The following is a 20,077-nucleotide window of genomic DNA, read 5'->3' on the forward strand; positions in this document are numbered from 1 at the left end:
TCGACCTCGAGCTCGATGGCGGTGCGGTTGTTGCCCTCGCGGTCCTGGTAGGACCGCTGGCGCAGACGACCCTGGGCGATGACGCGCATGCCCTTGGTCATCGAACCGGCCACGTGCTCGGCGAAGTCGCGCCAGCAGGACGCGCGGAGGAACAGCGCTTCGCCGTCCTTCCACTCGTTCGCCTGGCGGTCGAAGGTGCGCGGCGTCGACGCGATCGTGAAGTTCGCGACGGGAAGTCCGTTCTGCGTGTAGCGCAGCTCCGGGTCGGCGGTCAGGTTGCCGACGACGGTGATGATCGTTTCTCCGGTCATGCTGTCTTTCTCTCGTTGGTGCCGGTCGCCCGGCGTTGGATGTTCGCGGGAAGTCCCGCCTTGCGTCGTGTCGCGGCGACGTACTGCACCAGCTCGCCGGTACGTTCCGCGATCACCCGGTCCGTGAGGCCGTCGCCCCACGCCTGCAAGATCTGGTTGCGTCTCGCTTCGGTTTGGAGCTTCGCGATCGACGACGGGCGGATAGCGTCCCGGATCGCGGCCTCGACGACACGGGCGACGCTCGTGTGGTTCTGCTCTGCGACGTTCAGGCACGCGGCCCAGACCTTGTCGGGCAGGTTCAGTTCGACCCTCATCGCGCGACCACCGACCGGTTATCCACAGCCCCGGCCGCATCTGAAAGGCGACGATTCTGTGCGGTGTCTTGGTGGCTCTTACGTTCCGTCCCGTACCGTCCCGTCCCGTGGCATGAGAGACGCATCATGCGGTTATGCGATGCCGCATGCGCCACGCATCCTTTACGCATTGCCCCACCTCGCGTTCGCCGCAGTGCGTGCCGCATCGCTTCGACGCTGAGCCGCCGCCTCGCGCGACTCAGCAGTCGGCTGGTGCTCGGCGTACTTCGCGACCCGCCACCCTTTCTCCGCGACCTCCCACAGGCCCACGTCGACAAGCAGTCGCGCCAGTGCTGGGGTGCCGTGGATGAACGGGAGCATCGCCTTCCTGATCTCCCCGTCGGTGTTGTGTGCCGCGCAGTGCCCGATGGAACAGACGAACACGAACGCTGCCGCGAGCCCTCGCTGTCCATGCTCGGCCGCCAGATCCGCGACTTTCGGGTTCTGCGCGAGGTCACTGTCGATACGCACCCACGGGAGCCCGGCGGCCATCAGCGCACCCCCCTCGCGGCGAGAGCAACCTCGTGCACCGACCGGTCAGCCGCCGCCTTCCAGACGAAGTACTCGTCGCCGTAGAACGCGTGCATCCGGTCCAAAGCCTCGAGCGCTGTGATCGGGATCCGGGTCTCGCCGACGAGCCGGAACCACTGGCCCATGTGCGGACGGAACACGGGGATCTCTTCCACGTTCGCGTGGAGGCTGACCTTCACGCCCCACGCTTTCGCGACCGCCTGCAGCCGCGGGTCGGACTCGATCAGCCCGTTCGCGATGCTGTCGAGCCACAGCAGGTTCGCCAGGCGGTGCTTGTTGCGTCGCCCGCCCATCCCTCCCTGCCGGTGTTGGGGCACGAGACGGTCGGATTCCGTCGCGGTCATGATGCAGTGGTGCCCGTCGCGGGCGTTCAGTTTCCGCAGCATCGGGATCGGCACCTGGTCGGCCATGGGGTCTCCTTCGTGGCAGGTGCAGGACGTCGCGGCCGTGGAGTGGCCGAGAGGTGTCCAGCAGCACGAGCGGCGGCACCGGGACGCCGGCGGCTCGTGGGGCAGGGTTTCGGGCGCGACAGCGCTGAACAGGTCGCTCATGCGTGGAACCTGCACCGGTCTGAGTGGCCGCCCTGATCGAACGACGGTGTCGACCGCCAACCCCGCTCAGCGGCCGCTCGGCGTCGAAGCGCCGTCACGTCCTCGTCGGGGCGGGCGTGGACCTTCTCACCGCACGCGGGCTTGTCGCAGCGGAGCACGAGCGTCTTCACAGCGGTCATGCGATGTCGCTCCACAGGTATTGGTCGCCGACTGGGCGGTTCGACCACACGACCTCGACGACGTCGCGCTTCACCGCGTTGTCACTCCTCGCCGATATTCGGATCTGATGCCACTCCGGGTAGAGGCACTCGTAGAGGTCCGACGCATACCCGGATAGCAGCACGGGTCCACGTGCTCTATGCAGCGCGTCTGCGAGATCGCGGTGATCTTCGTCCGTCATCTCGTGCGAATAGCGCGCGCCTTGCCGGGTGGTGTGGACGTATGGCGGGTCGACGTAGAGCAGATTGTCGGGGAACGCGCCGTATTGCTCAATGACGTCTAGCGCTGGCCTGCACTCGAGCGAGACCGCGCGGAGTCGATCGAACGCTGGCCCGATCCGGCTCCGATAGGCGTTCATGTACGTGGCTCCGAATGAGGCGCTCGTGCCCTGCGGGTCGGCATAGAACCTCCACCCGGTGCGCTTCATCGTGCGTGAGCGGCCTTGCGTGAGAAGCACCCACACCTGTCGGGCGGCTTCGAGCTCGTCGACGTCCTCATCGAGAGCGGCCGCTCTGTCGAGTTCTGCGCGCGAGTGCGGCGTCAGCTCTGCGGCGTGGAGCAGCTCGTCGGGTCGGTCTCGGAGGACTCGCCAGAATGTCATCAGCCGGTGATCGAGATCGTTAGCGACCTCGATCTTCGATTGGGGCTTGGCGAGCAGCACCGAGAGGCTTCCGGCGTAGGGCTCGATGTATCCCTGGTGCGCGGGCATGAGGGCGACGATCTTGTCCGCGATCTGCTGTTTCGCGCCGAAGTACTGGATCGGCGACTTGAGCGCGCTCATGCTGCTACTCCGGCCTGGCGGCGCTTGTACGCGGCCACCCGAACCCGAATGCACGCGCGGCAGTCACGGGCTCCGTCCGGGCGGATGTAAGTGTTCGCGGGCGTATAGGCGTGCCCGTTCGAACACTCCGTATAGGCCTCGCGGCGTCGGCGGACGTTCTCCGCGCGGGTGACGGGCTCGAGGTGATCCGGGTTTACACAGAGCGGCTTCATGCAGAGGTGGTCAAGCTCCAGACCCTCGGGGATCTCCCCGCCGAGCGCGCGGAAAACATGGCGGTGCGCTGTGGTTCCGCCGTACTTCCCGTAGCGCTTGTGGACGGGGCCAGTCCAGAGCCAACAGGTTTCGGTGAACTGGATGTGCCTCCAGGGGACGTTCATCGCTGCACCGCCTTGGTGAGCGTCGCCACGTGCGCGGCCGGGATCTCGTCAACCGGGTGTCCGTCGAGGCGGGCTGCGATCGCTGCGAGCACGAGCGCGTCGGCTTCGTCGTTGCCCGTCACGTCGACGTGGGGGTAGCGGCGGACGACAGCGGCGAGCACGGCGTCTTTCTGAGCGGTGCCTGATCCGGTCGCGTACTTCTTCACGGTGCCCGGCGGGACGATCACGACGTCTTCGTCGCGGAGATACCGGCGCACGAGCCACCAGAGTCCGGCGATGATGTGCGCCGCCGAGCCGGTCGATCCGAATGAGGGCCCTTCGATGGCGATGCGGGTGTGGTCGCTGACCGGGACGACGGCGGCGATGCGTTCGACGATGTCGACGAGGCGTTCGGTCTGCTCGGCGGAGGTCGCGCCCTTGCGGCCTTTCGAGGTGATGCGCTGCACGGTCGTGGTGTCGCCGTGGATGATCGCGACGCCGGTGGAGGTGAGGGAGAGGTCGAGGCCGACGTAGATGCGGTCGGCTGGCGCCTGCGATGTGGGTGCGCCAGAGTAGGGAAAGCTCACGCTGAGACTCCTGGTCAAGGGAATGCGATGTGTGGGTGGAGGGGACCGGCCGACTGCTACTCGGCCGGTCCCCGGTTCATGCGCTGCGCCTGCTACGCGCAGCGACCGGTCAGGACGACGGCTTGCCGTTGAAGATCGGCACGTCACCGATGCCGTCGTGCACGCGCGTCTCGACACCGTCGCGCTTGTCGGTGCGGCCCTCACGGATCTCCGTCACGATGTCCGCGAACGCGGCATCCAGCACCGTCTCCGGGCGTTCGAGCTTGAACCCGAGGAGCACCTGCCCGCCGCGGAGCCGGTACCGGAAGTGCGCCCAGATGGAGTAGATCGGGCCGCCGACGTACGGGCGGAGCGCGAGCTGGATCTTCTTCGGGATCTCGATGTCGCCCTTCTGCCCGGCCTTCGCGGTCGTCTTCTCCTCGAACGTGAGCTTCACGTCACCGGAGTCGAGTCGCACGCCGCCGTTGAAGTCGACGTTCGTCTTCGCGTGGAACGTGGTCGCGATGTCGACGAGCACCGCGGGTGCGGGGTCGATGACATCGGACCACTGATCGTCGAGGAAGTCAGCGAACTCGTCCTGCGCGAACAGGTGCCCGTCTGCCTTCTCCCACGCGAGCCAAGGCTTCGACTTCTCGAGCGCGAGCCGGAGGGTGTGTTTCTGCCAGCCGGGCAGGAACGCCTCCTCCGTGACCGGCTCGTGGGAGTCGATCACAGCGACCACCGACGAGCTGTTCGTGTGCGCGTAGATCTCCGTGCCGGGGCGGCGGTGACGGTTCACGTACGCGACGAATGACGCCGCATCCGTCACCACTCGTGCCGCGGCGGTGTGGCGAGGTGCGGTGCTGTACTCGTCGGTCGATACGACCCGCACGCCGCCGCGCCCGTCCGGGAGGACGTACAGTTCGGCAGGGTGCACCGGCTGCGGCTTCAGCGCCTGCTGTGCGAGGTCGGAGACGACAGCGGCCTCCGTTCCACCCGCGATGGCTTCCAGTTCGTTCATGCCTCCGGGGCCTCCTTGATCTCACCGGTCTTCGGGTCGACATGCGCGCCGGCGTCGCGAATGTCCTCGTCGTCGAACAGGGGCATCGCGGACGGGTCCGTACGCGACAGGTCACCGTCACGGGTGACGAACGCCATCGAGCCCTCACGGGTCTTCTCCGGCACCTTCTGGGTGATGCGGTCGTAAACGACCACGGCCTCGTTGAGCCCGTCGGCCGGCTTCACGTCCAGGCGGATCGTGATCGACCCGGTCTTCCCGGTCGCCTTCACCGCCTCGATGACCTTCCGCAGCGTCTCGGCGGCCTCCACGTCGGTGCGGGGACGCACCTGCGCGAGCATTGCCGCGAAGCTCGGCGGCCGGTTCTCGTCCTTCTTCTGGGTATCCACCTGGTCTCCCTTTCTGTGGGTGGTCTTCATCGGCCGACCCCGCCCACCTGGTAGGCGGCGGCGTTGACCTTGTTGAGGTTGAGGTAGCCGTACAGCTTCGCCGTGAGCGCCTTCTGCAGCTCCTCCGCGGCGTGCAGCGTCTCCTTCGCCGAGTCGAAGTCGTGCTTGTACGGCAGAGACGCGAGATCCGCCTCGGCGCGCTGACGGGTGACCGTCGGCTCCGTCGACCGAATGACCGCCTTCGCGCGCTCCTCGATGTACTTCCGCTCGGCGGAGTACCGGTCGGCCCATAGCTGCTTGATCACGGGAACGGCGCGCTCCAGGCGGTCGCCGAGTTCGCGGATCATCATCTCCAGCTCCAGGGGCGACACCGGCTCGTACTCGACGATCTCCCCGGTGGAGAGGTTCGCGATGTCGGTCACGAGTCGCCGCCGTGCTCAGCGTCGAAGCGTGCGGCCTCCGCGGCCTCGTACTCCTCCTGCGTGGGTTCGGGGCCCATCGAGGATGCCGACGCGGGGGGAGCGTCCTGGGGGGTGGCATCCTCGACGGGGGTCTCATCCGGCGCCGCCTCGTCGACGACGTCGGCGTCTTCGGTGTTCGCTTCGGCGGCGAGCACAGCCGACCGGGCACGGTACGCGGCGCGGATCTTGTCGGTGCCCTGCTCGCTCTCCGCGATCCGAGCGCCGATCTGCGCCAGCGCCTCACTGTCGCTCGCTTCGGCGATCAGCGTGAGCCAGTCCTGATCGACGGGTGCGTTCTCCCAGGGCGCGTCACTCGTGTCGACGCTGTCGGTCTCGAAGTCCTCCGGTGTGTAGAGCCCCGCAAGCTCCATCGGGAACGCGCGCCGGAATCCATGCGACTCAGCGCGGATGCCGAGCATGTGGGAGGGCCGCTTGTCCCAGTTGCCGCCCTTGCCGCCGAACTCCTGCAGGGTCACCGTCTGCTCGAGCGGCCGGCCGACTCCCTTGCGGAAGATCCGGGCGCGTGCGGCGTACGGCGCCCTGGGCGGGACGGTCGTCCACCGGCCGTTCTCCTCGGCGAGCCACTCGATCGGATCCTGGCCGTCGTACTGGCCGGTGCGCTGCGCGACGACCCGCATCCCGTCGATGCCGACGAGGATCGTCCACTTTCCACCCATGACGGCGGCGTAGATCTGCTTCGCCGTCGGGTCCAGGCCAGTGCGGCGGCACGCGCCGATGAAGGCGGCCATGATCCCGGGAGGCGCGTACATGCGCACCCGCTGTGGAGTCCCCGGATTCTGGGGGTCAGGGCGCTGCTCGACCCAGGTGAGTCCGGCGAACTCCATCATCGCCGCGGTGTCTTCGTTCCACGTATCGGGGCGAACCGACGTGGGCAGTGCAAGATCAGTCATCAGAACGGAACCTCCGCGAGAGCGGCCGCATTGAGCGCGGCGAGAACGTCGTGCGCGATGGGCACGATCAGGTCGGTGGCGAGCACGATCGCCGGGTGATCCCGCTCGAACACGAGATGCTGCGGGGGCCGGCGGAGACGCCACCCGTCGGGGGAGCGGGGATCTTCGACGATCTCGCCCCACCACCACTCCGCTCGGACGGCTTCCGGGATGCAGTACAGCTGCCAGGCGAGCTGTCGCACCTCGTACGGGGTGGGCGACGACACGATGCGGTTGTTCTTCGTTTTCGTCTCCACGATCGCGAAGCCGTCTGCGGTGCGCTTCGTGCCGTCGACCGTCGCGCCGAATCGGGGCTGGTCGGGGTGGTGGATGAACAGGCTGTTCGGGGACGCCCCGGCGGCGGCGAGGAGTGCGGGTTCCCAGAGGTTTCCCCGCTCCGTCGACCCGTTCCCAGAGAAGGTGCGCGGCGCGAGGATCTGCCGCACGTACGTCTCCACCGACGAGCGCTTCGCGAACTTCCCCGCCGTCGACGAGCCGATCACCCGCTCGTGCACCTGCAGCCACGAATCCCGGTCGGCGGTATCCGCGAGAGTGCGGTCCAGCGTTGCGAGCCCGCTCACAGTCCCAGCCCCGTTCGGACCTCGTCGGTGAGGTCAATGCCGACGTCACCGCTCGGCTGGATGACGAGGTGCCGGAACCACGGCAGATCGGAAGGCATCACCCGGAACTGGCCGAGAGCGATGACGTTCGCGATGCGCTGCTGCTCCGCGAGTGCGAGGGTCGCCTCGGCCTGCGCGATCAGCGCGGTGTCAGTGACGGAGCGGTCCGTGATGCCCTCTTCAGACTGACGCTCGTGAGCCCACTCGATGTGCTGACGCGCTTCGGCGGCGTGGTCGATGCGCCCGCTCATGCGAGTGCTCCGTCCTCGATCGTGAAGCCGATCTCCCGAGACTCATCCCGGTCACGCTCCACCAGCACCGTGTAGCCGCGCTCCTTGCCCACTTCACGGACGGCGGCGAGACTGTCGGCGTCGAGGAGGTCGCCGTCGCGGACGATGACGAGCTTCAGCTTCGGGTCACCCGCGGTGGCGATCGCGAACGCGACCTTCCGTTGCGTGGCCGTGTTCGTCTGCCGGAACGGCACCCCGTCGAACGTCACCCCGGACTCATCGACCGAGAGGCCATCGACCGGGAACGTCGCCGACGCGAGTGCGGCGCGCTTCCGCTCCTCGATCTCGTCGAGGTCATCTTGTGCTGCGGCGTACTCCGACGCGGCGGTCGACGCGGCCGACGCCGTCCGGGAGTACTCTGCCGCGGCGCGCACCCCAGCGTTCGACTCCTCGACCGCGTCCAGACGCTCACGGATCGCCTCAACGTCGACTTGGTCCTCAGCCGCGATCTTGGCGAGATCGGCGGCGCGACCACGAGCCGACGCGAGCTGAGCCTCGAGATCCTCGATGCGGCGATCGAGGACGATGCACTCGTTCTGCGCATCGATCACGCGTCGGTTCTGGTCGTTGCCAGCTCGCAGCTCGGCGATGATGTCGGCGGCCGACACCTCCTCCGTCGGCGTGCCAGGCGCCGGTGCCGTCATTGTCGACAGCGCGCCCTGCAGACGCTTCACCTCCCGGCCAGCATCCCGGCGACGCTCCTCCGCGCCCGCCCTCTCCCGCGCCACCTCGTCCAGGTCGATTGGCAGATCCACCTTCGCGAGCAGCGCGTCACGCTGCCGCTTCTCGTCGAGGCTGAGGAACTGCACCGGGTCGAAGATCAGCCCGCCCGTCAGCGACGCGACCACTTCGGCGGGCTTCGAGTACTTCGCACCATCGAGCGCGAACACCTCGAGCTTTCCGGCGTCTTCCTTCTTCCAGGTGCGCACGATCCGCACACCCAGGTCGGTGTCGGTGAACTCCGCACGCGCTTCCGACTCGCCGTCACGGATCGGCTTCGGTGTGAGACGTGTGCCCTTCGGGTCGAAAAGCTCCACGAATGCGTCGATGAAGCTCGACTTCCCGGCGCCGTTCCCGCCGGCGATGACCACGAGCGAGCCCGTGGGGGAGAGGGAGATCTCCCGGACACCCTTGAAGTTCTCTACGCTGAACGTCTGAGCCATCACGCCACCGCCCGGTAGTTCGCGCGGAGCACCGACGCGCGCAGCGACGTCGTCTTGCCCTCACGGTGCGGGTGGGCGTCGTTGCGGACGATCCGGAGGTTCACCGGCGACGACAGAGTCGGACGACCGATGACCTCGACGACGCGCACGAGCTTGCGGCCCGAATGGGTGATCGTGGTCTGCTCCCAGCGGGAGTCAATCTTGATGGGCTGATCGATGGTGGGAGTGTTCACTGGTGGGTTTCCTGTCGGTGTGCGCGCTCAGCAAGGTCGAGTGAGCCGAGCGCGTCGGGGTGGTCTTCGGAGATGTCGCCGAACCAGAACTCGGGGCGGAATGCCCCGAACAGCCAGACCGCGGCGACGAGAAGGAGGAGTGCTGCAGCGGATATGCCGGTGATCTGCAGTCGAGCAATGTCGCTGCCGAGGAGGAAGCCGCCGGCGAACAGGCACATCCACGCGAGAATGTCGCGGATCATCGGATGCTCCACGGGTCGAACGGGCTCAGGTGGACCTTCGACCCGCAACACACCGACAGCTCGTCGACGCCGACCGCTTCCGATTCCTTCCCGCACGTGATGCACTCACCGAACGGGCGATGCTCCTCACACGCGGGGCACAGGTCAGGGCACGCTTCACGGTGGTCGGCACGCTCGCCAGGCGTCATCCGCTCCCACGACGCCGCCGCGGCCCGCTCGGCGCGCATCCCGGCGATGAAAGCCCGCTGCTGCGCCGAACCCGCCCGGTGCGTGGCCTGATCCCGCCACGCCTCATACGCGGCGCGCTCGTCCTCGGTCATCACGACCCAGTCGTTCCCGGAGCGGATCGCGGCGCGCTCCAACGTCGCCGCCGACGACATCACACGCTCCCTTCGAACGCGAAGACGTGGAGGACGACGCCGCCACAGTCCACGTCGAAGAACGACCGCAGCCCCTGCTCGCCGTGGTGTGTGTGCACCGGGGCACCGAAGTCCTGCGCGAGGACCGCGACAACGTCGCGAGTGCGCACGGTGAAGTCGATCTGCGCCGGGACGGTCGGGTACTTCTTCGCACCCGCCAGAGCGGGCGCCCCGTCGACGCGGTCCGCGAGGCGGCGCAGCGCGTCCCCGAGCTGGGTCTGTACCATGGTGTGTTGAGCCACTTGCTTGGCTCCTTTCTTGTGAGGCGGCGTCCCGGCCAGGGGGCGCCGTTTCCGTTTCTCAGGCGGCGGTCGGCATGTGTTCGTCGAGCCACCCGCGGACGTACTCCTCGTACGCCTCACGCATGCACTCCTCGAACGTCGGCATCACGCCACCTGTGCGAAAGCGCTCGGCGTGAAGTCGGACGGGCGGCGCCCGGTCGCTTCCGCGAGCAGGTAGAGCTCCTCGAACGAGAACTCGCCGCGGCCCATGAGCTTGCGGTTCAGCGTCGAGTAGGGGATGCCCGAGAGGTCGGCGACCTTAGACTTCGAGAGCCCCGCGTCACCGATCGCCGCGAGCACGAGAGTCGCGACTTCGCGACCTATGTCAGCCGTGCGGCTTGCTTGTGTAGCCATATGGCTAAGTTACATCGAGAGGTCGGTAGCGTCAAGATTGATACATGCTGAATTCGGCTTGTTTTTGTAGCCGCAGTGGTCATATGGTTGGCCGTATGGCTAATAAGCAGGATGCGGACCGGTTCGGTCAGACGATCGCCGCTCAGGTCCGAGCGGAGATCGCCGCAGCCGACGAAACCGTCGCGAGCATCGCGCGCAAAAGCGGCATCAACCGTGAAACGCTCGACCGCTGGGTGAAGGGTGAACGACCCCTCTCGATGCCCACCCTGTTCCGCATCGCCGACACCCTCGGCGTCGACGCGTCCACCATCGTCCGCCGCGCCGAAGAGCGCTTCGACGCGGCCGACACCGAGCCCGCGAACGTCACGCAGTTGCGCCCGCGCCCGACTGTCGCAACCCCTGCGCATGATCTTGAGGAAGTCGCCGCGGAAAGCATCACGTGGAACCCGGACGACACCGAAGACAAATACGACTCCTGATCGGGGGACCAGGATGCACCAACTGCTCGACTACGCCCGCGAACTCGGACTCCACGTGATCGAGAAGAAGGGCCGCCACATCGGCGGCTACCACGCGGGATCGAGCACGATCCGCCTCGACCCGGGAATGCCGCGCCGCGTCGCCCGGTCCGTTCTCGCCCACGAGATCGCGCACCACATCTTCGGAGACGAGCCGACCCCCTTCGGGCCGGCGCGCGCGACACAGGAACGTCGCGCGAACGAATGGGCGGCCCTGCGACTCATCGACCCCGACGCATACGCCGATGCTGAATCATACCTCCACGGGCACATGGCCGCGATGGCCGTGGAACTCGACGTCACCGTCGAGATTGTCGAGGCGTTCCAGCGCATCCTCCTCCGTGTCGGCGACACGACCTACGTGCGACCGCGGCTCGGCGTCGGCCAATACGAACACCGGGTCGTCGCATGATGACCGTCGCGCCGATCCGCCGCCCGGCCGCCGCGCCGCGCCGCGCGCTCGCGCTGATCCGCGTTTCCAAAGAGCGCGACGGCATGACCTCACCCGACGTGCAACGGCACTCGATCGACACCTACGCCGCCGCGAACGGCATCAGCATCGTCGACTGGGTGGAAGGCATCGACGAATCCGGCTCCCGCGCCCGCTCCGCGTGGTGGGCGCGCCTCGACCAGGCCATCACCCGCATGGAAGCCGGCGAGTTCGACACCATCATCGTGTGGAAGTTCTCCCGCACCGCCCGCAACCGCCTCCGGTGGGCCACCGCGGTCGACCGAGTCGACACAGTCGGCGGCAACCTCATCAGCGCCACCGAGCCCGTCGACAACCACACCGCGTCGGGGCGGTTCGCTCGCGGCATGCTCGGAGAGCTCAACGCCTACCAGGCCGAGCTGATCGGCGAGGGATGGAAAGAAACCCTCGAGCGGCGCGTTCGCGACGGGCTCCCCGGCACCGGTCGCCCCCGCTTCGGCTACACGCTCGACCGGACCTACACCCCAGACCCAGCGCTCGCGCCCGTCGTCCGGGAGATGTACCGCCGCGCCATCGCAGGAAACGGCATGGCCTCGATCACCCGGTGGCTCAACGACCACGGCCACCGCACCCGCAACGGACTCGAATGGCAGACCGCCGGCGTCACCCGCTACCTCGACCGAGGCTTCGCTGCCGGCCTCATCTGGTCGAAGGGCACCTTCCACCCCGGCGCACACGAACCGATTATCGACCCGGCGACGTGGGAGGCATACCTCGCCCGCCGCGCCAGCACCACACGCCCGCCGCGAGGATCCGTGCGCATGCTCTCCGGGCTCCTCAAGTGCGCCGGCTGCGGCGGGCCGATGATGGCCGTGCGCAGCACCGGCGGGCAGGGCAACTACGGATGCGCGCGCAGACCCCGCGGCGGCCACTGCCCGACACCCGTGCACATCACACGCGAGCTAGCCGAGCGTGAAGTCGCGGCCTGGGTGCTCGCACTGCCCGAACAGACCGCGCTGCTCACCGAAGCCGCCGACCGCGCCAAGCGAGACCGACTCACCTCCATCGAAGACCGCGCTGCGATCGAGAAGCTCATCCTCCGCGCCGAGAACCGCCTATCGAACCTGACGATCAAGCTCCTCGACGAGAAGATCTCCCAGGCCGCCTACGACGCCACCGAAGCGAAGGTCAACGATGATCTGAAAGGGCTGCGCCTGCGCTACGCGCAAGCGGCGCCGATACCGGAATCGAACCTGCTGCTCGAGGTCCCCCGGCTCGTCGAAGGGTGGAAGGACTCCACACCCGCCCTGCAGAACCGCATCGCGCGCGCACTGATCGACCGCGTGATCGTCCACCGAGCCGACGCACCAGCCCGGCTCGACATCATCCCCCGCTGGGCGACGAGAAAGTAGCACTCTCCACGGAGAACACTGCCATGGGAGCATCCCTTTCTCTTCGGGATCCCCACGCTAGGTCGGGGCGAACCGGCGGCGTACGCGTCGATCGCTCCCGGTGGAGCGGGCCTCATCCGTCGGCGGTGGGGAGGAGAGGTTCAGAGCGCGTCGCGCTCGAGACGCGGGAGCGGCTGGGTCTCGATGAGCAGGTGCTCCTCGGGCTCGCGCTGCTCGGCCAGCGGGAATGACACACGGAACGTCGCGCCGCCGCCGGGGGTATCGAGCACGCCGACGTCGCCGTGCAGGGCATCCACGATCGATGCGACGATCGACAGGCCGAGGCCCGTGCCGCCGGTCTCCCGGGTGCGCGATGTGTCGGCGCGCCAGAACCGCTGGAAGATCTTGTCCTTGAGCTGATCGGGCACACCCTCGCCGTGGTCGATCACCTCGATCCACCCCGTGGCCGCGACCGGGTCGACCCCGACCCGCAACTCGATGGGGGAGTCGTCGCCGGTGAAGCGCCGGGCGTTGCCCAGCAGGTTGGCGACCACTTGCCGGATGCGGTTCTCGTCGCCGCTGACGACCGGCTGCGGGCGTCGCACGGCGATCGGCAGCGTGTCGGCGTCGGGATCCGCGGCCGTCTGCGCGTTCTGCCGGGAGCGGCGGCGAAGAAGCGACGCCCCGGCGCGGGCGATCGCGGTGGTGGTCGGAGCGCTGCGCTTCTTGGCGTCGGCGGTGTCGGGGCTGTCCGCGGAGCGTTCCCCTCCCGGGAGCACGGCGTCGATCGCCTCGATGACCGTGACGGTGCGACGGGGCGAGGTCGCGCGCACGTCGAGGGCGGCGTCCCGGGCGATGGGACGCAGGTCGACCGGAGCGATGTCGACGTCGCGCCGCTCGTCGAGGCGGGCCAGGGCCAGCAGGTCCTCGACGAGGACGCCCATGCGGATGGCCTCCTTCTCGATGCGGTCCATCGCCTGGGCGGTGTCGTCACCGGTGGGGATCGCCCCCATCCGGTAGAGCTCGGCGTATCCGCGCACGGTGACCAGGGGCGTTCGCAGCTCGTGGCTGGCGTCGCCGATGAAGCGCCGCATCTGGCGCACCGTGGCTTCGCGCTGCGAGATGGCCGCGTCGATGCGGCCGAGCATCGTGTTGATGGCGATCTTGAGGCGGCCGACCTCGGTGCGCGGCTCGATGTCGGTCATGCGCTGGCTGAAATCGCCCGCCGCGATCGACATGGCGGTGTCTTCGACCTGGCCGAGGCTGCGGAACGTCAGGGTGACCAGCCACCTCGTGCCGAGGGCGCCGGCGCCGAGGATGACCACGGAGATGACGGCGTAGATGCCGAGGAAGGTCGCCACGACCTGATTGGTCGACGCGGTCGAGACGACGACCATCTGGGTGAAGAGATCGCCGACGCCGTCGGGCTGGAAGACGTCGACCGCCGCGAGGAAGCGTTCGTCGCCCTCGATGTCGGGAAGGGCGAACGGCTGCAGACCCCGCGCGGCGGTGGCCTGCAGGGTGAACTCGTCGGGGAAGTCCGGTTCGAGGCCCCCCGAACCGCCCGCGATCGCCTCGAGGGCGCCGTCGGGTCCGTAGACGGCTACGAAGTACGGCGTCGGCGGCACGTCGTCTTCGTCGCGCGGCGTGAACGAGACCTGCCCGCCTTCGACCACGACATCGATCAGGCCGCTCACTGCGTCGGTCGAGGCGTAGCCGCGCACGCTCGCGTCGATGTTGTTGTAGAGCGTGCTGCGCAGGAACGTCATCGTGCCGAATCCGGCCGCGAACAGCCCGACCGCGAGCAGGGTTACCGTGACGCCGGTGACCTTCGCGCGCAGGCTGATGCCGCGCCACCAACGGGTGACGGCGTCCGTCTCAGAACCCAGGGTGTCCGCCCCCTCCCGCGACCGTGCGCCGCGTCGTGTGCCGGATCAGGCGGACTTGCCCGTCTTCAGCATGTAGCCGAACCCGCGCTTGGTCTGGATGAGCGGCTCGGTCGCGTGCGGGTCGATCTTGCGGCGGAGGTAGGAGATGTAGCTCTCGACGATGCCGGCATCGCCGTTGAAGTCGTACTCCCACACGTGATCGAGGATCTGCGCCTTGGACAGCACGCGGTTCGGGTTCAGCATGAGGTAGCGCAGCAGCTTGAACTCGGTCGGGCTCAGCTCGATGGCGGTCTCGCCCACCTGCACGTCGTGCGTGTCCTGGTCCATCGTGATCTCGCCGGCGCGGATGATCGAGTCCTCGTCGGCCTGCATCGTGCGGCGCAGGATGGCCTGGATGCGCGCGACGATCTCGTCGAGGCTGAAGGGCTTGGTGACATAGTCGTCGCCGCCGGCGTTGAGGCCGGTGATCTTGTCGTCGGTCTCGTCTTTCGCGGTGAGGAACAGGATCGGCGCGGTGTAGCCGGCTCCACGGAGCCGTTTGGTCACGCTGAAGCCGTTCATGTCGGGGAGCATGACATCGAGCACGATGAGGTCGGGTTCCTCTTCGAGCACGGCCGAGATCGTCTGCGCTCCGTTGGTCACGGCGCGGACCTGGAAGCCGGCGAAACGCAGGCTCGTGATGAGCAGGTCACGGATGTTCGGCTCGTCGTCGACGACGAGGATGCGCGGTGCGGTCATAGGGTCATTATGGTCGGGGTTTTCAGGAACCTGCTGGATATCGGCCGGTTCGCCCCGCATCCATCACGCGGCGTCGAGCCGATCGGCGTCCATGATCGTGTAGGCGTAGCCCTGTTCGGCGAGGAATCGCTGGCGGTTCTGCGCGAAGTCCTGGTCGACGGTGTCCCGGGCGATGAGGGTGTAGAAGCTGGCCGTGTGGCCCGAGGTCTTCGGGCGCAGGAGCCGGCCCAGACGCTGCGCCTCCTCCTGCCGCGACCCGAAGGAGCCCGACACCTGGATGGCCACCGACGCTTCCGGAAGGTCGATGGAGAAGTTGGCGACCTTCGACACGACCAGCACGGAGATCTCGCCCTCGCGGAACGCCTGGTACAGCTCCTCGCGCTCGTCGACCGGGGTCTGCCCGGTGATCTTGGGTGCGTGGAGGGCATCTGCGAGGGTGTCGATCTGTTCGAGGTACTGACCGATGATGAGGATGCGCTCGCCGTCGTGCCGGGCGACCAGATCGCGCACGACGCCGATCTTCGCCGGCGCGGTCGCGGCCATCCGGTAGCGGTCGTCGTCGGCCGCCGCCGCGTATTCGAGGCGTTCCGTGGCCGGGAGGTCGACGCGCACCTCGTAGCAGGCGGCGGGGGAGATGAAGCCCTGCGACTCGATCTCCTTCCACGGCGCGTCGAACCGCTTCGGCCCGATGAGGCTGAACACGTCGCCCTCGCGCCCGTCCTCGCGCACGAGGGTGGCGGTGAGGCCGAGGCGGCGCCGCGCCTGCAGGTCGGCGGTGAGCTTGAAGACGGGCGCCGGCAGCAGGTGGACCTCGTCGTAGACGACCAGGCCCCAGTCCAGCGCGTCCAGGAGTGCAAGGTGCGCGTACTGGCCCTTCCGCTTCGCGGTGAGGATCTGGTACGTCGCGATGGTGACCGGCTTCACCTCTTTGGACTGTCCGGAGTACTCGCCGATCTCCTCCGGCGTGAGGGAGGTGCGCTTGAGCAGCTCGTCGCGCCACTGGCGGGCACTGACGGTGTTCGTCACGAGGATGAGCGTGGTGGTCTTGGTCGCGGCCATCGCGCCGGCGCCGACGAGGGTCTTGCCCGCACCGCAGGGGAGCACCACGACGCCGGAGCCGCCGTCGTGGAAGATGTCGACGGCCTGGCGCTGATACGGGCGGAGGCTCCAGCCGTCTTCGGCCAGGTCGATCTCGTGCGGCGTGCCGGGGGTGTAGCCGGCGAGGTCTTCGGCCGGCCATCCGATCTTCAGCAGCTCCTGCTTGATGTGGCCCCGCGCCCACGCGTCGATGAGGTGGCTGTCCGGCGACGGACGCCCGACCAGCAGCGGCTGGATGCGCTTGTTCTTCGTGACCTCGGCGAGCACCGCGGCGTCGCCGGAGCGCAGCACGAGCGAGCCGTCGTCGGTGCGCTCGATCGTGAGCCGGCCGTAGCGGGCGACGGTCTCCCGGATGTCGGTGGACACCGAGGGCGGCACCGGAAAGCGCGACCAGCGGTCCAGGGTCGCGAGCATGTCGTCGGAGTCGTGGCCCGCCGCGCGGGCGTTCCACAGGCCCAGCCGGGTGATCCGGTAGGTGTGGATGTGCTCCGGCGCGCGCTCGAGCTCGGCGAAGATCGCCAGCTCATGACGCGCGGTCTCCGCGTCGGGATGCGCGACTTCGAGGAGCACCGTGCGGTCGCTCTGAACGATGAGGGGGCCGTCAGCCATAGCGTTCGATTCTACCGGGCTGCGGAAGGGGCGTCACTCCGCGGGCGCGACGGCCACGATGCTCCGCAGCGGCAGGGTGCGCTCGACGTCGGCGGCGCGGTCGAGTCCTCGCAGCCTTCCACCGCCGAGTCCCGAGGCCTCGAGGGTCAGCTCGCGGTCGCTGCCGTCGGGCATCCGCACGGTCACCCGAACGGCCGCGCGGGCTCGCACGGCCTGTTCGAGTTCCCGCTCGAGCCAGGCCTCGTCGCTGTCGGTGCTGTGCCCGGAGCGCAGGCGCGCGATCAGCTCGTCGTACCGGGCGGGCGCGGGCGCCGATGCGGCCGTCGTGCGTCGACTCCGCCTCGGTGACGTCGGCCGGCCGTCGTCGCCGATCACCGTGACCGGATAGCGCGCGTCGGCGAGGGCCCACGAGACGGCGTCGCGGCCGACGCGCGTGAGCAGCACCCCGTCGTCGAGAACGAGGCCCAGGGGCCGCAGCGACTGATCGACCGACAGTGCCTCACGACGGTCGGGGTCGTCGGTCTCGACCACGGTGAGGTTCCGTTGCACGTCGGAGCGCACCCGTACCGCGCCGTGACGTTCCGCCGTGCTGTCGACCAGGTACTCGAGGGGCTGTGGGATGCCGGTGAGAGACAGCTCGCCGAGAAAGGCGCGGATGCTCGCGGCGGTCTCGCCGTCGGCGAGGCCCGCGTCGAGGGATTCGCCCGTGAACCGGTAGGTCGAGGCCTGGGCGCGGGACTCGCGCGCGGCGATGCGCCGCAGGCGGAGCTCGAGGTCGGGCTGGAGCGGGCCCGGCGCGATCACGGACAGATCGGCCTGCAGGTACACCTTGTCGATCTCGGCGGGGAGGTGGGGGAGAAGCGCCGAAGCGCTGACAGTGCCCGTCTCGCGCAGCGATCGCGTCCAGGAGGGCTCGGCGCCGTCGTCGGCGAACAGCCCCCATCGCACCACGATGCGCGCCCACTGCCGTGCAAGCGCCGGCCAGTCGTCATCGAGCGGATAGCCGTCCGGCCAGAGCGACACCGGCTGGAGGCCGTTCGCCTCGTCGCGGACCCCGGCCGGCAGCGCCGCGTGCACGCCGGTCATGGCCTGCTCCCACCTCGCTGCGGTGGGGAGTCGCAGCCACCGGTCGCCCCCGTCCGAGACGGTGGCCTCGCGATCCCTCGCGTCGACGAGACCCGCCGCGCGCGCGACGGCGACCAGATCGTCGAGTTCTTCCGCGTCGGCGACGATCCCCGCCTCGAGCAGGCGCCGTCGATCGCTCGCGCTCACCGTGCCCGTGGCGGTCAGCGTCAGGGAGGTCTGGTCGGCCCCGAGCAGCAGGTCCGCCAGCGCGCCGGTGGCGGTGAAGGCCCGCTCGGCCGCGGCCGCCTCCTGCGCGTCGCTCGCGGGGCCGGGTGCGTCGTCGGCACGAGCATCGAAAGCGGTCGGATGCGCGCGGTGCAGGCGTCGCACGCGTTCGGCGACGGCCTGTGGCGTCGCGCCGTCGACGAGGAGCTGCAGGATCTCCGGCACGGCGTCGGTCGCCTCCCGGCCGCCGTCGGCCGCGGATGCCAGCGACGCGAGCGCGCGGCGTGGCAGACGGGTCAGCGCCCGGTCGATCGAGGCCGGCTCGAGGAGGCCTTCGGCGGCGTCGAAGAAGTCGCGCCAGCCCACCGCGGCGGAGACGGAACGCGCCGTGAACGTCTCAGCGAGTCGCGCGTCATCGAGGCCTGCGAGCTGCAGGGCGAGAGCGCGCTCGTCGGAGACCACTCAGGACCCGCGGTTGGCCCGTGCCCTCCGCACGAGCGTCATGATGAGCACCGTCAACAGCATCACGAAGGCGATCGGAGGTGCGAAGTAGACGGTGAAGCCCACCGCCGGCCAGACGCCCGTGGCCATGTCGGCGCCCGCTCCCGATCCGATCATGATCGCGAAGAAGCACACGATCGACAGCGCCAGCAGACCCAGGGACATGAACGCCAGAATGCGGTCGATGCGGCGGATCGGGACGTCGCCGCCGGGGCTTCGCGTGCTCATCCGTCTCAGCCTAGCGGAGCGCCTCGCGAAGACGCCTTCGCCGGTGCCGGTGTCGGGCTCGCATCGCGGGTGACGCGCTGGTGCGTGCCGTAGTCTGGATGCGGGGTCGGATCGACCCCGGATTCCATCCGGCCCGCACGTGCGGGCCCGTTTCCAGCGAGGTTTCGATGCCCACCGGCAAGGTCAGGTTCTACGACGAGGACAAGGGATTCGGCTTCATCACCGCCGATGACGGTCAGGACGTCTTCCTCCACGCCAGCGCGCTGCCCGCGCAGGCGGCGGCCCCCAAGCCCGGCACCCGCCTCGAGTTCGGCGTCGCCGACGGCAAGCGCGGTCTGCAGGCACTGTCGGTGCGGGTTCTCGAGGCCCCGGTGAGCCTCGCCAAGCGCTCGCGCAAGCCCGCCGACGACATGGCCGTCATTATCGAAGACCTCGTCGGCCTGCTCGACGGCGTCGGGGGCGACCTGCGTCGCGGTCGCTACCCCAGCTCTTCGCACTCGAAGAAGATCGCCGCGGTTCTGCGCAAGGTAGCGGATGACCTCGACGCCTGAGACCCCCGGCACTGACGAAGAGTCCGCTATCGACGAAGAGTCCGCTATCGACGAAGAGCCCGGAACCGACGAATCCGCCGGCGTCTCGGCGCTGACCGATCCCGCGCTCCTCGAAGCACGCGATCTCGCGCTGCTCGCGCTCCGCGAGATCACACCCGAAGCGACGATCGGCGACCCCGCGGGTCACCGTGTCGAGGCCGACGGGGTCGTCTCGCTCCTGTTTTCGAACCGCCTCGCGGGCTATCCCGGCTGGTTCTGGACGGTGAGTCTGGCGCGCGTCGCCGACGCCGAGCCGACCGTGCTCGAGGTCGAGCTCCTGCCCGGCGACGACGCCCTGGTGGCTCCGGACTGGGTGCCGTGGGCGGAGCGCCTGGCCGACTACCAGGCCGCGCAGGCTGCGGCGGCGCAGGAGGGGGCCGACGACGACGCCTCCGACTTCGACGACGATGATGAAGACGACGACGAGGCGGATGACGACGCGTCGATCCTGCACGCCGGCGACGTGGACGGCGTCGACATCGACGAGCTCGCACCGGATGCCGACTCCGACGAAGACGACGCCGATGGGGACGACTCTGACGAGGACGACTCGGACGAGGACGACGACGCCGATGGGGACGACTCTGACGAGGACGACTCGGACGAGGACGACGACTCCGAAGAGGACGACGACTCTGACGACTCCGAAGAGGACGAGGACGACGACTCCCAGGAGGACGTCACCGACTCCGACGAAGACGACTCCG

At 68.7% G+C, this 20,077-nt stretch carries 29 protein-coding genes; 5 read left to right on the forward strand and 24 right to left on the reverse strand.

All coding sequences use genetic code 11. The annotated features are described in order from the left end of the window. The 19 genes from B4E30_RS16330 to B4E30_RS16420 all read right to left on the reverse strand — a co-directional run. Positions 1–311: single-stranded DNA-binding protein (locus B4E30_RS16330; protein WP_286796304.1), on the reverse strand; the 311-nt coding region annotated here is incomplete at its 3' end. Then, positions 308–625, reverse strand: a complete 318-nt coding sequence (locus B4E30_RS16335; RefSeq protein ID WP_286796306.1) for a hypothetical protein — start codon at positions 623–625, stop codon at positions 308–310. The genes B4E30_RS16335 and B4E30_RS16330, both read right to left, overlap by 4 nt. 162 nt (positions 626–787) lie before the next feature. Further along, complete coding sequence (locus tag B4E30_RS16340; protein WP_286796308.1) at positions 788–1,156, reverse strand: hypothetical protein; 369 nt, start codon at positions 1,154–1,156, stop codon at positions 788–790. Then, positions 1,156–1,605, reverse strand: coding sequence for a hypothetical protein (locus B4E30_RS16345; RefSeq protein ID WP_286796309.1), 450 nt, complete (start codon positions 1,603–1,605; stop codon positions 1,156–1,158). Before B4E30_RS16345 ends, B4E30_RS16340 begins: the two co-directional genes overlap by 1 nt. Positions 1,606–1,921: 316 nt before the next feature. Next, on the reverse strand, positions 1,922–2,746 hold the full coding sequence (locus tag B4E30_RS16350) for a DNA adenine methylase (RefSeq protein WP_286796310.1): 825 nt from the start codon (positions 2,744–2,746) through the stop codon (positions 1,922–1,924). Further along, positions 2,743–3,123, reverse strand: a complete 381-nt coding sequence (locus tag B4E30_RS16355) for an HNH endonuclease signature motif containing protein (protein WP_286796311.1) — start codon at positions 3,121–3,123, stop codon at positions 2,743–2,745. The genes B4E30_RS16350 and B4E30_RS16355 overlap by 4 nt, the downstream gene beginning before the upstream one ends. Then, positions 3,120–3,689, reverse strand: a complete 570-nt coding sequence (locus B4E30_RS16360) for a crossover junction endodeoxyribonuclease RuvC (RefSeq protein WP_286796313.1) — start codon at positions 3,687–3,689, stop codon at positions 3,120–3,122. Before B4E30_RS16360 ends, B4E30_RS16355 begins: the two co-directional genes overlap by 4 nt. Positions 3,690–3,798: 109 nt before the next feature. After that, positions 3,799–4,689 carry a DUF2303 family protein gene (locus B4E30_RS16365; protein ID WP_286796315.1) on the reverse strand — a complete coding sequence of 297 codons (891 nt, stop codon included), beginning with the start codon at positions 4,687–4,689 and terminating at the stop codon, positions 3,799–3,801. Beyond that, positions 4,686–5,075: a hypothetical protein gene (locus B4E30_RS16370; RefSeq protein WP_286796316.1), complete on the reverse strand. Its 390-nt coding sequence runs from the start codon at positions 5,073–5,075 to the stop codon at positions 4,686–4,688. The genes B4E30_RS16365 and B4E30_RS16370 overlap by 4 nt, the downstream gene beginning before the upstream one ends. A 26-nt stretch (positions 5,076–5,101) precedes the next feature. Further along, positions 5,102–5,497 carry a hypothetical protein gene (locus tag B4E30_RS16375; protein WP_286796318.1) on the reverse strand — a complete coding sequence of 132 codons (396 nt, stop codon included), beginning with the start codon at positions 5,495–5,497 and terminating at the stop codon, positions 5,102–5,104. Beyond that, complete coding sequence (locus B4E30_RS16380; RefSeq protein WP_286796320.1) at positions 5,494–6,447, reverse strand: recombinase RecT; 954 nt, start codon at positions 6,445–6,447, stop codon at positions 5,494–5,496. Before B4E30_RS16380 ends, B4E30_RS16375 begins: the two co-directional genes overlap by 4 nt. Then, entirely contained in the window at positions 6,447–7,067 is a 621-nt protein-coding gene (locus tag B4E30_RS16385) for a hypothetical protein (RefSeq protein ID WP_286796322.1), read from the reverse strand. Before B4E30_RS16385 ends, B4E30_RS16380 begins: the two co-directional genes overlap by 1 nt. Next, on the reverse strand, positions 7,064–7,357 hold the full coding sequence (locus B4E30_RS16390) for a hypothetical protein (protein WP_286796324.1): 294 nt from the start codon (positions 7,355–7,357) through the stop codon (positions 7,064–7,066). Before B4E30_RS16390 ends, B4E30_RS16385 begins: the two co-directional genes overlap by 4 nt. After that, positions 7,354–8,559: an ATP-binding protein gene (locus B4E30_RS16395; protein ID WP_286796326.1), complete on the reverse strand. Its 1,206-nt coding sequence runs from the start codon at positions 8,557–8,559 to the stop codon at positions 7,354–7,356. The genes B4E30_RS16390 and B4E30_RS16395 overlap by 4 nt, the downstream gene beginning before the upstream one ends. Beyond that, positions 8,559–8,792: a hypothetical protein gene (locus tag B4E30_RS16400; protein WP_286796328.1), complete on the reverse strand. Its 234-nt coding sequence runs from the start codon at positions 8,790–8,792 to the stop codon at positions 8,559–8,561. Before B4E30_RS16400 ends, B4E30_RS16395 begins: the two co-directional genes overlap by 1 nt. Continuing rightward, positions 8,789–9,034: a hypothetical protein gene (locus tag B4E30_RS16405; protein WP_286796330.1), complete on the reverse strand. Its 246-nt coding sequence runs from the start codon at positions 9,032–9,034 to the stop codon at positions 8,789–8,791. Before B4E30_RS16405 ends, B4E30_RS16400 begins: the two co-directional genes overlap by 4 nt. Beyond that, positions 9,031–9,414, reverse strand: a complete 384-nt coding sequence (locus B4E30_RS16410) for a hypothetical protein (protein ID WP_286796332.1) — start codon at positions 9,412–9,414, stop codon at positions 9,031–9,033. The genes B4E30_RS16405 and B4E30_RS16410 overlap by 4 nt, the downstream gene beginning before the upstream one ends. Continuing rightward, positions 9,414–9,695, reverse strand: a complete 282-nt coding sequence (locus B4E30_RS16415) for a hypothetical protein (RefSeq protein WP_286796333.1) — start codon at positions 9,693–9,695, stop codon at positions 9,414–9,416. The genes B4E30_RS16410 and B4E30_RS16415 overlap by 1 nt, the downstream gene beginning before the upstream one ends. Before the next feature lie 144 nt (positions 9,696–9,839). Next, on the reverse strand, positions 9,840–10,088 hold the full coding sequence (locus tag B4E30_RS16420; RefSeq protein WP_286796335.1) for a helix-turn-helix domain-containing protein: 249 nt from the start codon (positions 10,086–10,088) through the stop codon (positions 9,840–9,842). Between the two features lie 44 nt (positions 10,089–10,132). Between B4E30_RS16420 and B4E30_RS16425 the strand changes: the two genes are divergently transcribed. Genes B4E30_RS16425 through B4E30_RS16435 form a run of 3 tightly spaced genes read left to right on the forward strand, consistent with a single transcriptional unit; the run spans position 10,133 to position 12,448 of the window. After that, on the forward strand, positions 10,133–10,567 hold the full coding sequence (locus B4E30_RS16425; RefSeq protein WP_286796337.1) for a helix-turn-helix domain-containing protein: 435 nt from the start codon (positions 10,133–10,135) through the stop codon (positions 10,565–10,567). Between the two features lie 13 nt (positions 10,568–10,580). Next, positions 10,581–11,018, forward strand: a complete 438-nt coding sequence (locus B4E30_RS16430; RefSeq protein ID WP_286796338.1) for an ImmA/IrrE family metallo-endopeptidase — start codon at positions 10,581–10,583, stop codon at positions 11,016–11,018. Then, positions 11,015–12,448, forward strand: a complete 1,434-nt coding sequence (locus tag B4E30_RS16435; protein ID WP_286796340.1) for a recombinase family protein — start codon at positions 11,015–11,017, stop codon at positions 12,446–12,448. The genes B4E30_RS16430 and B4E30_RS16435 overlap by 4 nt, the downstream gene beginning before the upstream one ends. Positions 12,449–12,588: 140 nt before the next feature. Here B4E30_RS16435 and B4E30_RS16440 read toward each other — a convergent pair whose 3' ends face one another. From B4E30_RS16440 to B4E30_RS16460, 5 genes are all read right to left on the reverse strand, one after another. Beyond that, positions 12,589–14,196, reverse strand: coding sequence for a sensor histidine kinase (locus B4E30_RS16440; protein WP_286796342.1), 1,608 nt, complete (start codon positions 14,194–14,196; stop codon positions 12,589–12,591). A 165-nt stretch (positions 14,197–14,361) separates the two neighbouring features. Next, positions 14,362–15,054, reverse strand: a complete 693-nt coding sequence (locus B4E30_RS16445) for a response regulator transcription factor (RefSeq protein WP_071044469.1) — start codon at positions 15,052–15,054, stop codon at positions 14,362–14,364. Between the two features lie 63 nt (positions 15,055–15,117). Beyond that, positions 15,118–16,761 (reverse strand): DNA repair helicase XPB, encoded by a 1,644-nt coding sequence (locus B4E30_RS16450; protein ID WP_286796344.1) that lies wholly within the window; start codon positions 16,759–16,761, stop codon positions 15,118–15,120. Between the two features lie 33 nt (positions 16,762–16,794). Next, a complete protein-coding gene (locus tag B4E30_RS16455; protein WP_286796346.1) occupies positions 16,795–18,513 on the reverse strand; it encodes a helicase-associated domain-containing protein in 1,719 nt (572 codons plus the stop codon). After that, positions 18,514–18,780: a multidrug ABC transporter ATPase gene (locus tag B4E30_RS16460; protein WP_071044472.1), complete on the reverse strand. Its 267-nt coding sequence runs from the start codon at positions 18,778–18,780 to the stop codon at positions 18,514–18,516. It abuts the gene before it with no gap. Between the two features lie 167 nt (positions 18,781–18,947). Here B4E30_RS16460 and B4E30_RS16465 point away from each other — a divergent pair, with 167 nt between their 5' ends. Both B4E30_RS16465 and B4E30_RS16470 read left to right on the forward strand, forming a co-directional pair. Further along, a complete protein-coding gene (locus B4E30_RS16465; RefSeq protein ID WP_071044473.1) occupies positions 18,948–19,331 on the forward strand; it encodes a cold-shock protein in 384 nt (127 codons plus the stop codon). Continuing rightward, positions 19,315–20,077 (forward strand): DUF3027 domain-containing protein (locus B4E30_RS16470; protein WP_349676968.1); only part of this gene is annotated, 763 nt, incomplete at its 3' end. The genes B4E30_RS16465 and B4E30_RS16470, both read left to right, overlap by 17 nt.

Source organism: Microbacterium sp. UBA3394 (assembly GCF_002358725.1).
Classification (GTDB): domain Bacteria; phylum Actinomycetota; class Actinomycetes; order Actinomycetales; family Microbacteriaceae; genus Microbacterium; species Microbacterium luteum.

Coding starts and splice junctions, on each gene's coding strand:
- B4E30_RS16335 (WP_286796306.1), bottom strand. CDS start 625: ATGAGGGTCGAACTGAACCTGCCCGACAAGGTCTGGGCCGCGTGCCTG.
- B4E30_RS16340 (WP_286796308.1), bottom strand. CDS start 1,156: ATGGCCGCCGGGCTCCCGTGGGTGCGTATCGACAGTGACCTCGCGCAG.
- B4E30_RS16345 (WP_286796309.1), bottom strand. CDS start 1,605: ATGGCCGACCAGGTGCCGATCCCGATGCTGCGGAAACTGAACGCCCGC.
- B4E30_RS16350 (WP_286796310.1), bottom strand. CDS start 2,746: ATGAGCGCGCTCAAGTCGCCGATCCAGTACTTCGGCGCGAAACAGCAG.
- B4E30_RS16355 (WP_286796311.1), bottom strand. CDS start 3,123: ATGAACGTCCCCTGGAGGCACATCCAGTTCACCGAAACCTGTTGGCTC.
- B4E30_RS16365 (WP_286796315.1), bottom strand. CDS start 4,689: ATGAACGAACTGGAAGCCATCGCGGGTGGAACGGAGGCCGCTGTCGTC.
- B4E30_RS16380 (WP_286796320.1), bottom strand. CDS start 6,447: ATGACTGATCTTGCACTGCCCACGTCGGTTCGCCCCGATACGTGGAAC.
- B4E30_RS16390 (WP_286796324.1), bottom strand. CDS start 7,357: ATGAGCGGGCGCATCGACCACGCCGCCGAAGCGCGTCAGCACATCGAG.
- B4E30_RS16395 (WP_286796326.1), bottom strand. CDS start 8,559: ATGGCTCAGACGTTCAGCGTAGAGAACTTCAAGGGTGTCCGGGAGATC.
- B4E30_RS16405 (WP_286796330.1), bottom strand. CDS start 9,034: ATGATCCGCGACATTCTCGCGTGGATGTGCCTGTTCGCCGGCGGCTTC.
- B4E30_RS16410 (WP_286796332.1), bottom strand. CDS start 9,414: ATGTCGTCGGCGGCGACGTTGGAGCGCGCCGCGATCCGCTCCGGGAAC.
- B4E30_RS16420 (WP_286796335.1), bottom strand. CDS start 10,088: ATGGCTACACAAGCAAGCCGCACGGCTGACATAGGTCGCGAAGTCGCG.
- B4E30_RS16425 (WP_286796337.1), top strand. CDS start 10,133: ATGCTGAATTCGGCTTGTTTTTGTAGCCGCAGTGGTCATATGGTTGGC.
- B4E30_RS16430 (WP_286796338.1), top strand. CDS start 10,581: ATGCACCAACTGCTCGACTACGCCCGCGAACTCGGACTCCACGTGATC.
- B4E30_RS16435 (WP_286796340.1), top strand. CDS start 11,015: ATGATGACCGTCGCGCCGATCCGCCGCCCGGCCGCCGCGCCGCGCCGC.
- B4E30_RS16440 (WP_286796342.1), bottom strand. CDS start 14,196: ATGACGTTCCTGCGCAGCACGCTCTACAACAACATCGACGCGAGCGTG.
- B4E30_RS16445 (WP_071044469.1), bottom strand. CDS start 15,054: ATGACCGCACCGCGCATCCTCGTCGTCGACGACGAGCCGAACATCCGT.
- B4E30_RS16450 (WP_286796344.1), bottom strand. CDS start 16,761: ATGGCTGACGGCCCCCTCATCGTTCAGAGCGACCGCACGGTGCTCCTC.
- B4E30_RS16460 (WP_071044472.1), bottom strand. CDS start 18,780: ATGAGCACGCGAAGCCCCGGCGGCGACGTCCCGATCCGCCGCATCGAC.
- B4E30_RS16465 (WP_071044473.1), top strand. CDS start 18,948: ATGCCCACCGGCAAGGTCAGGTTCTACGACGAGGACAAGGGATTCGGC.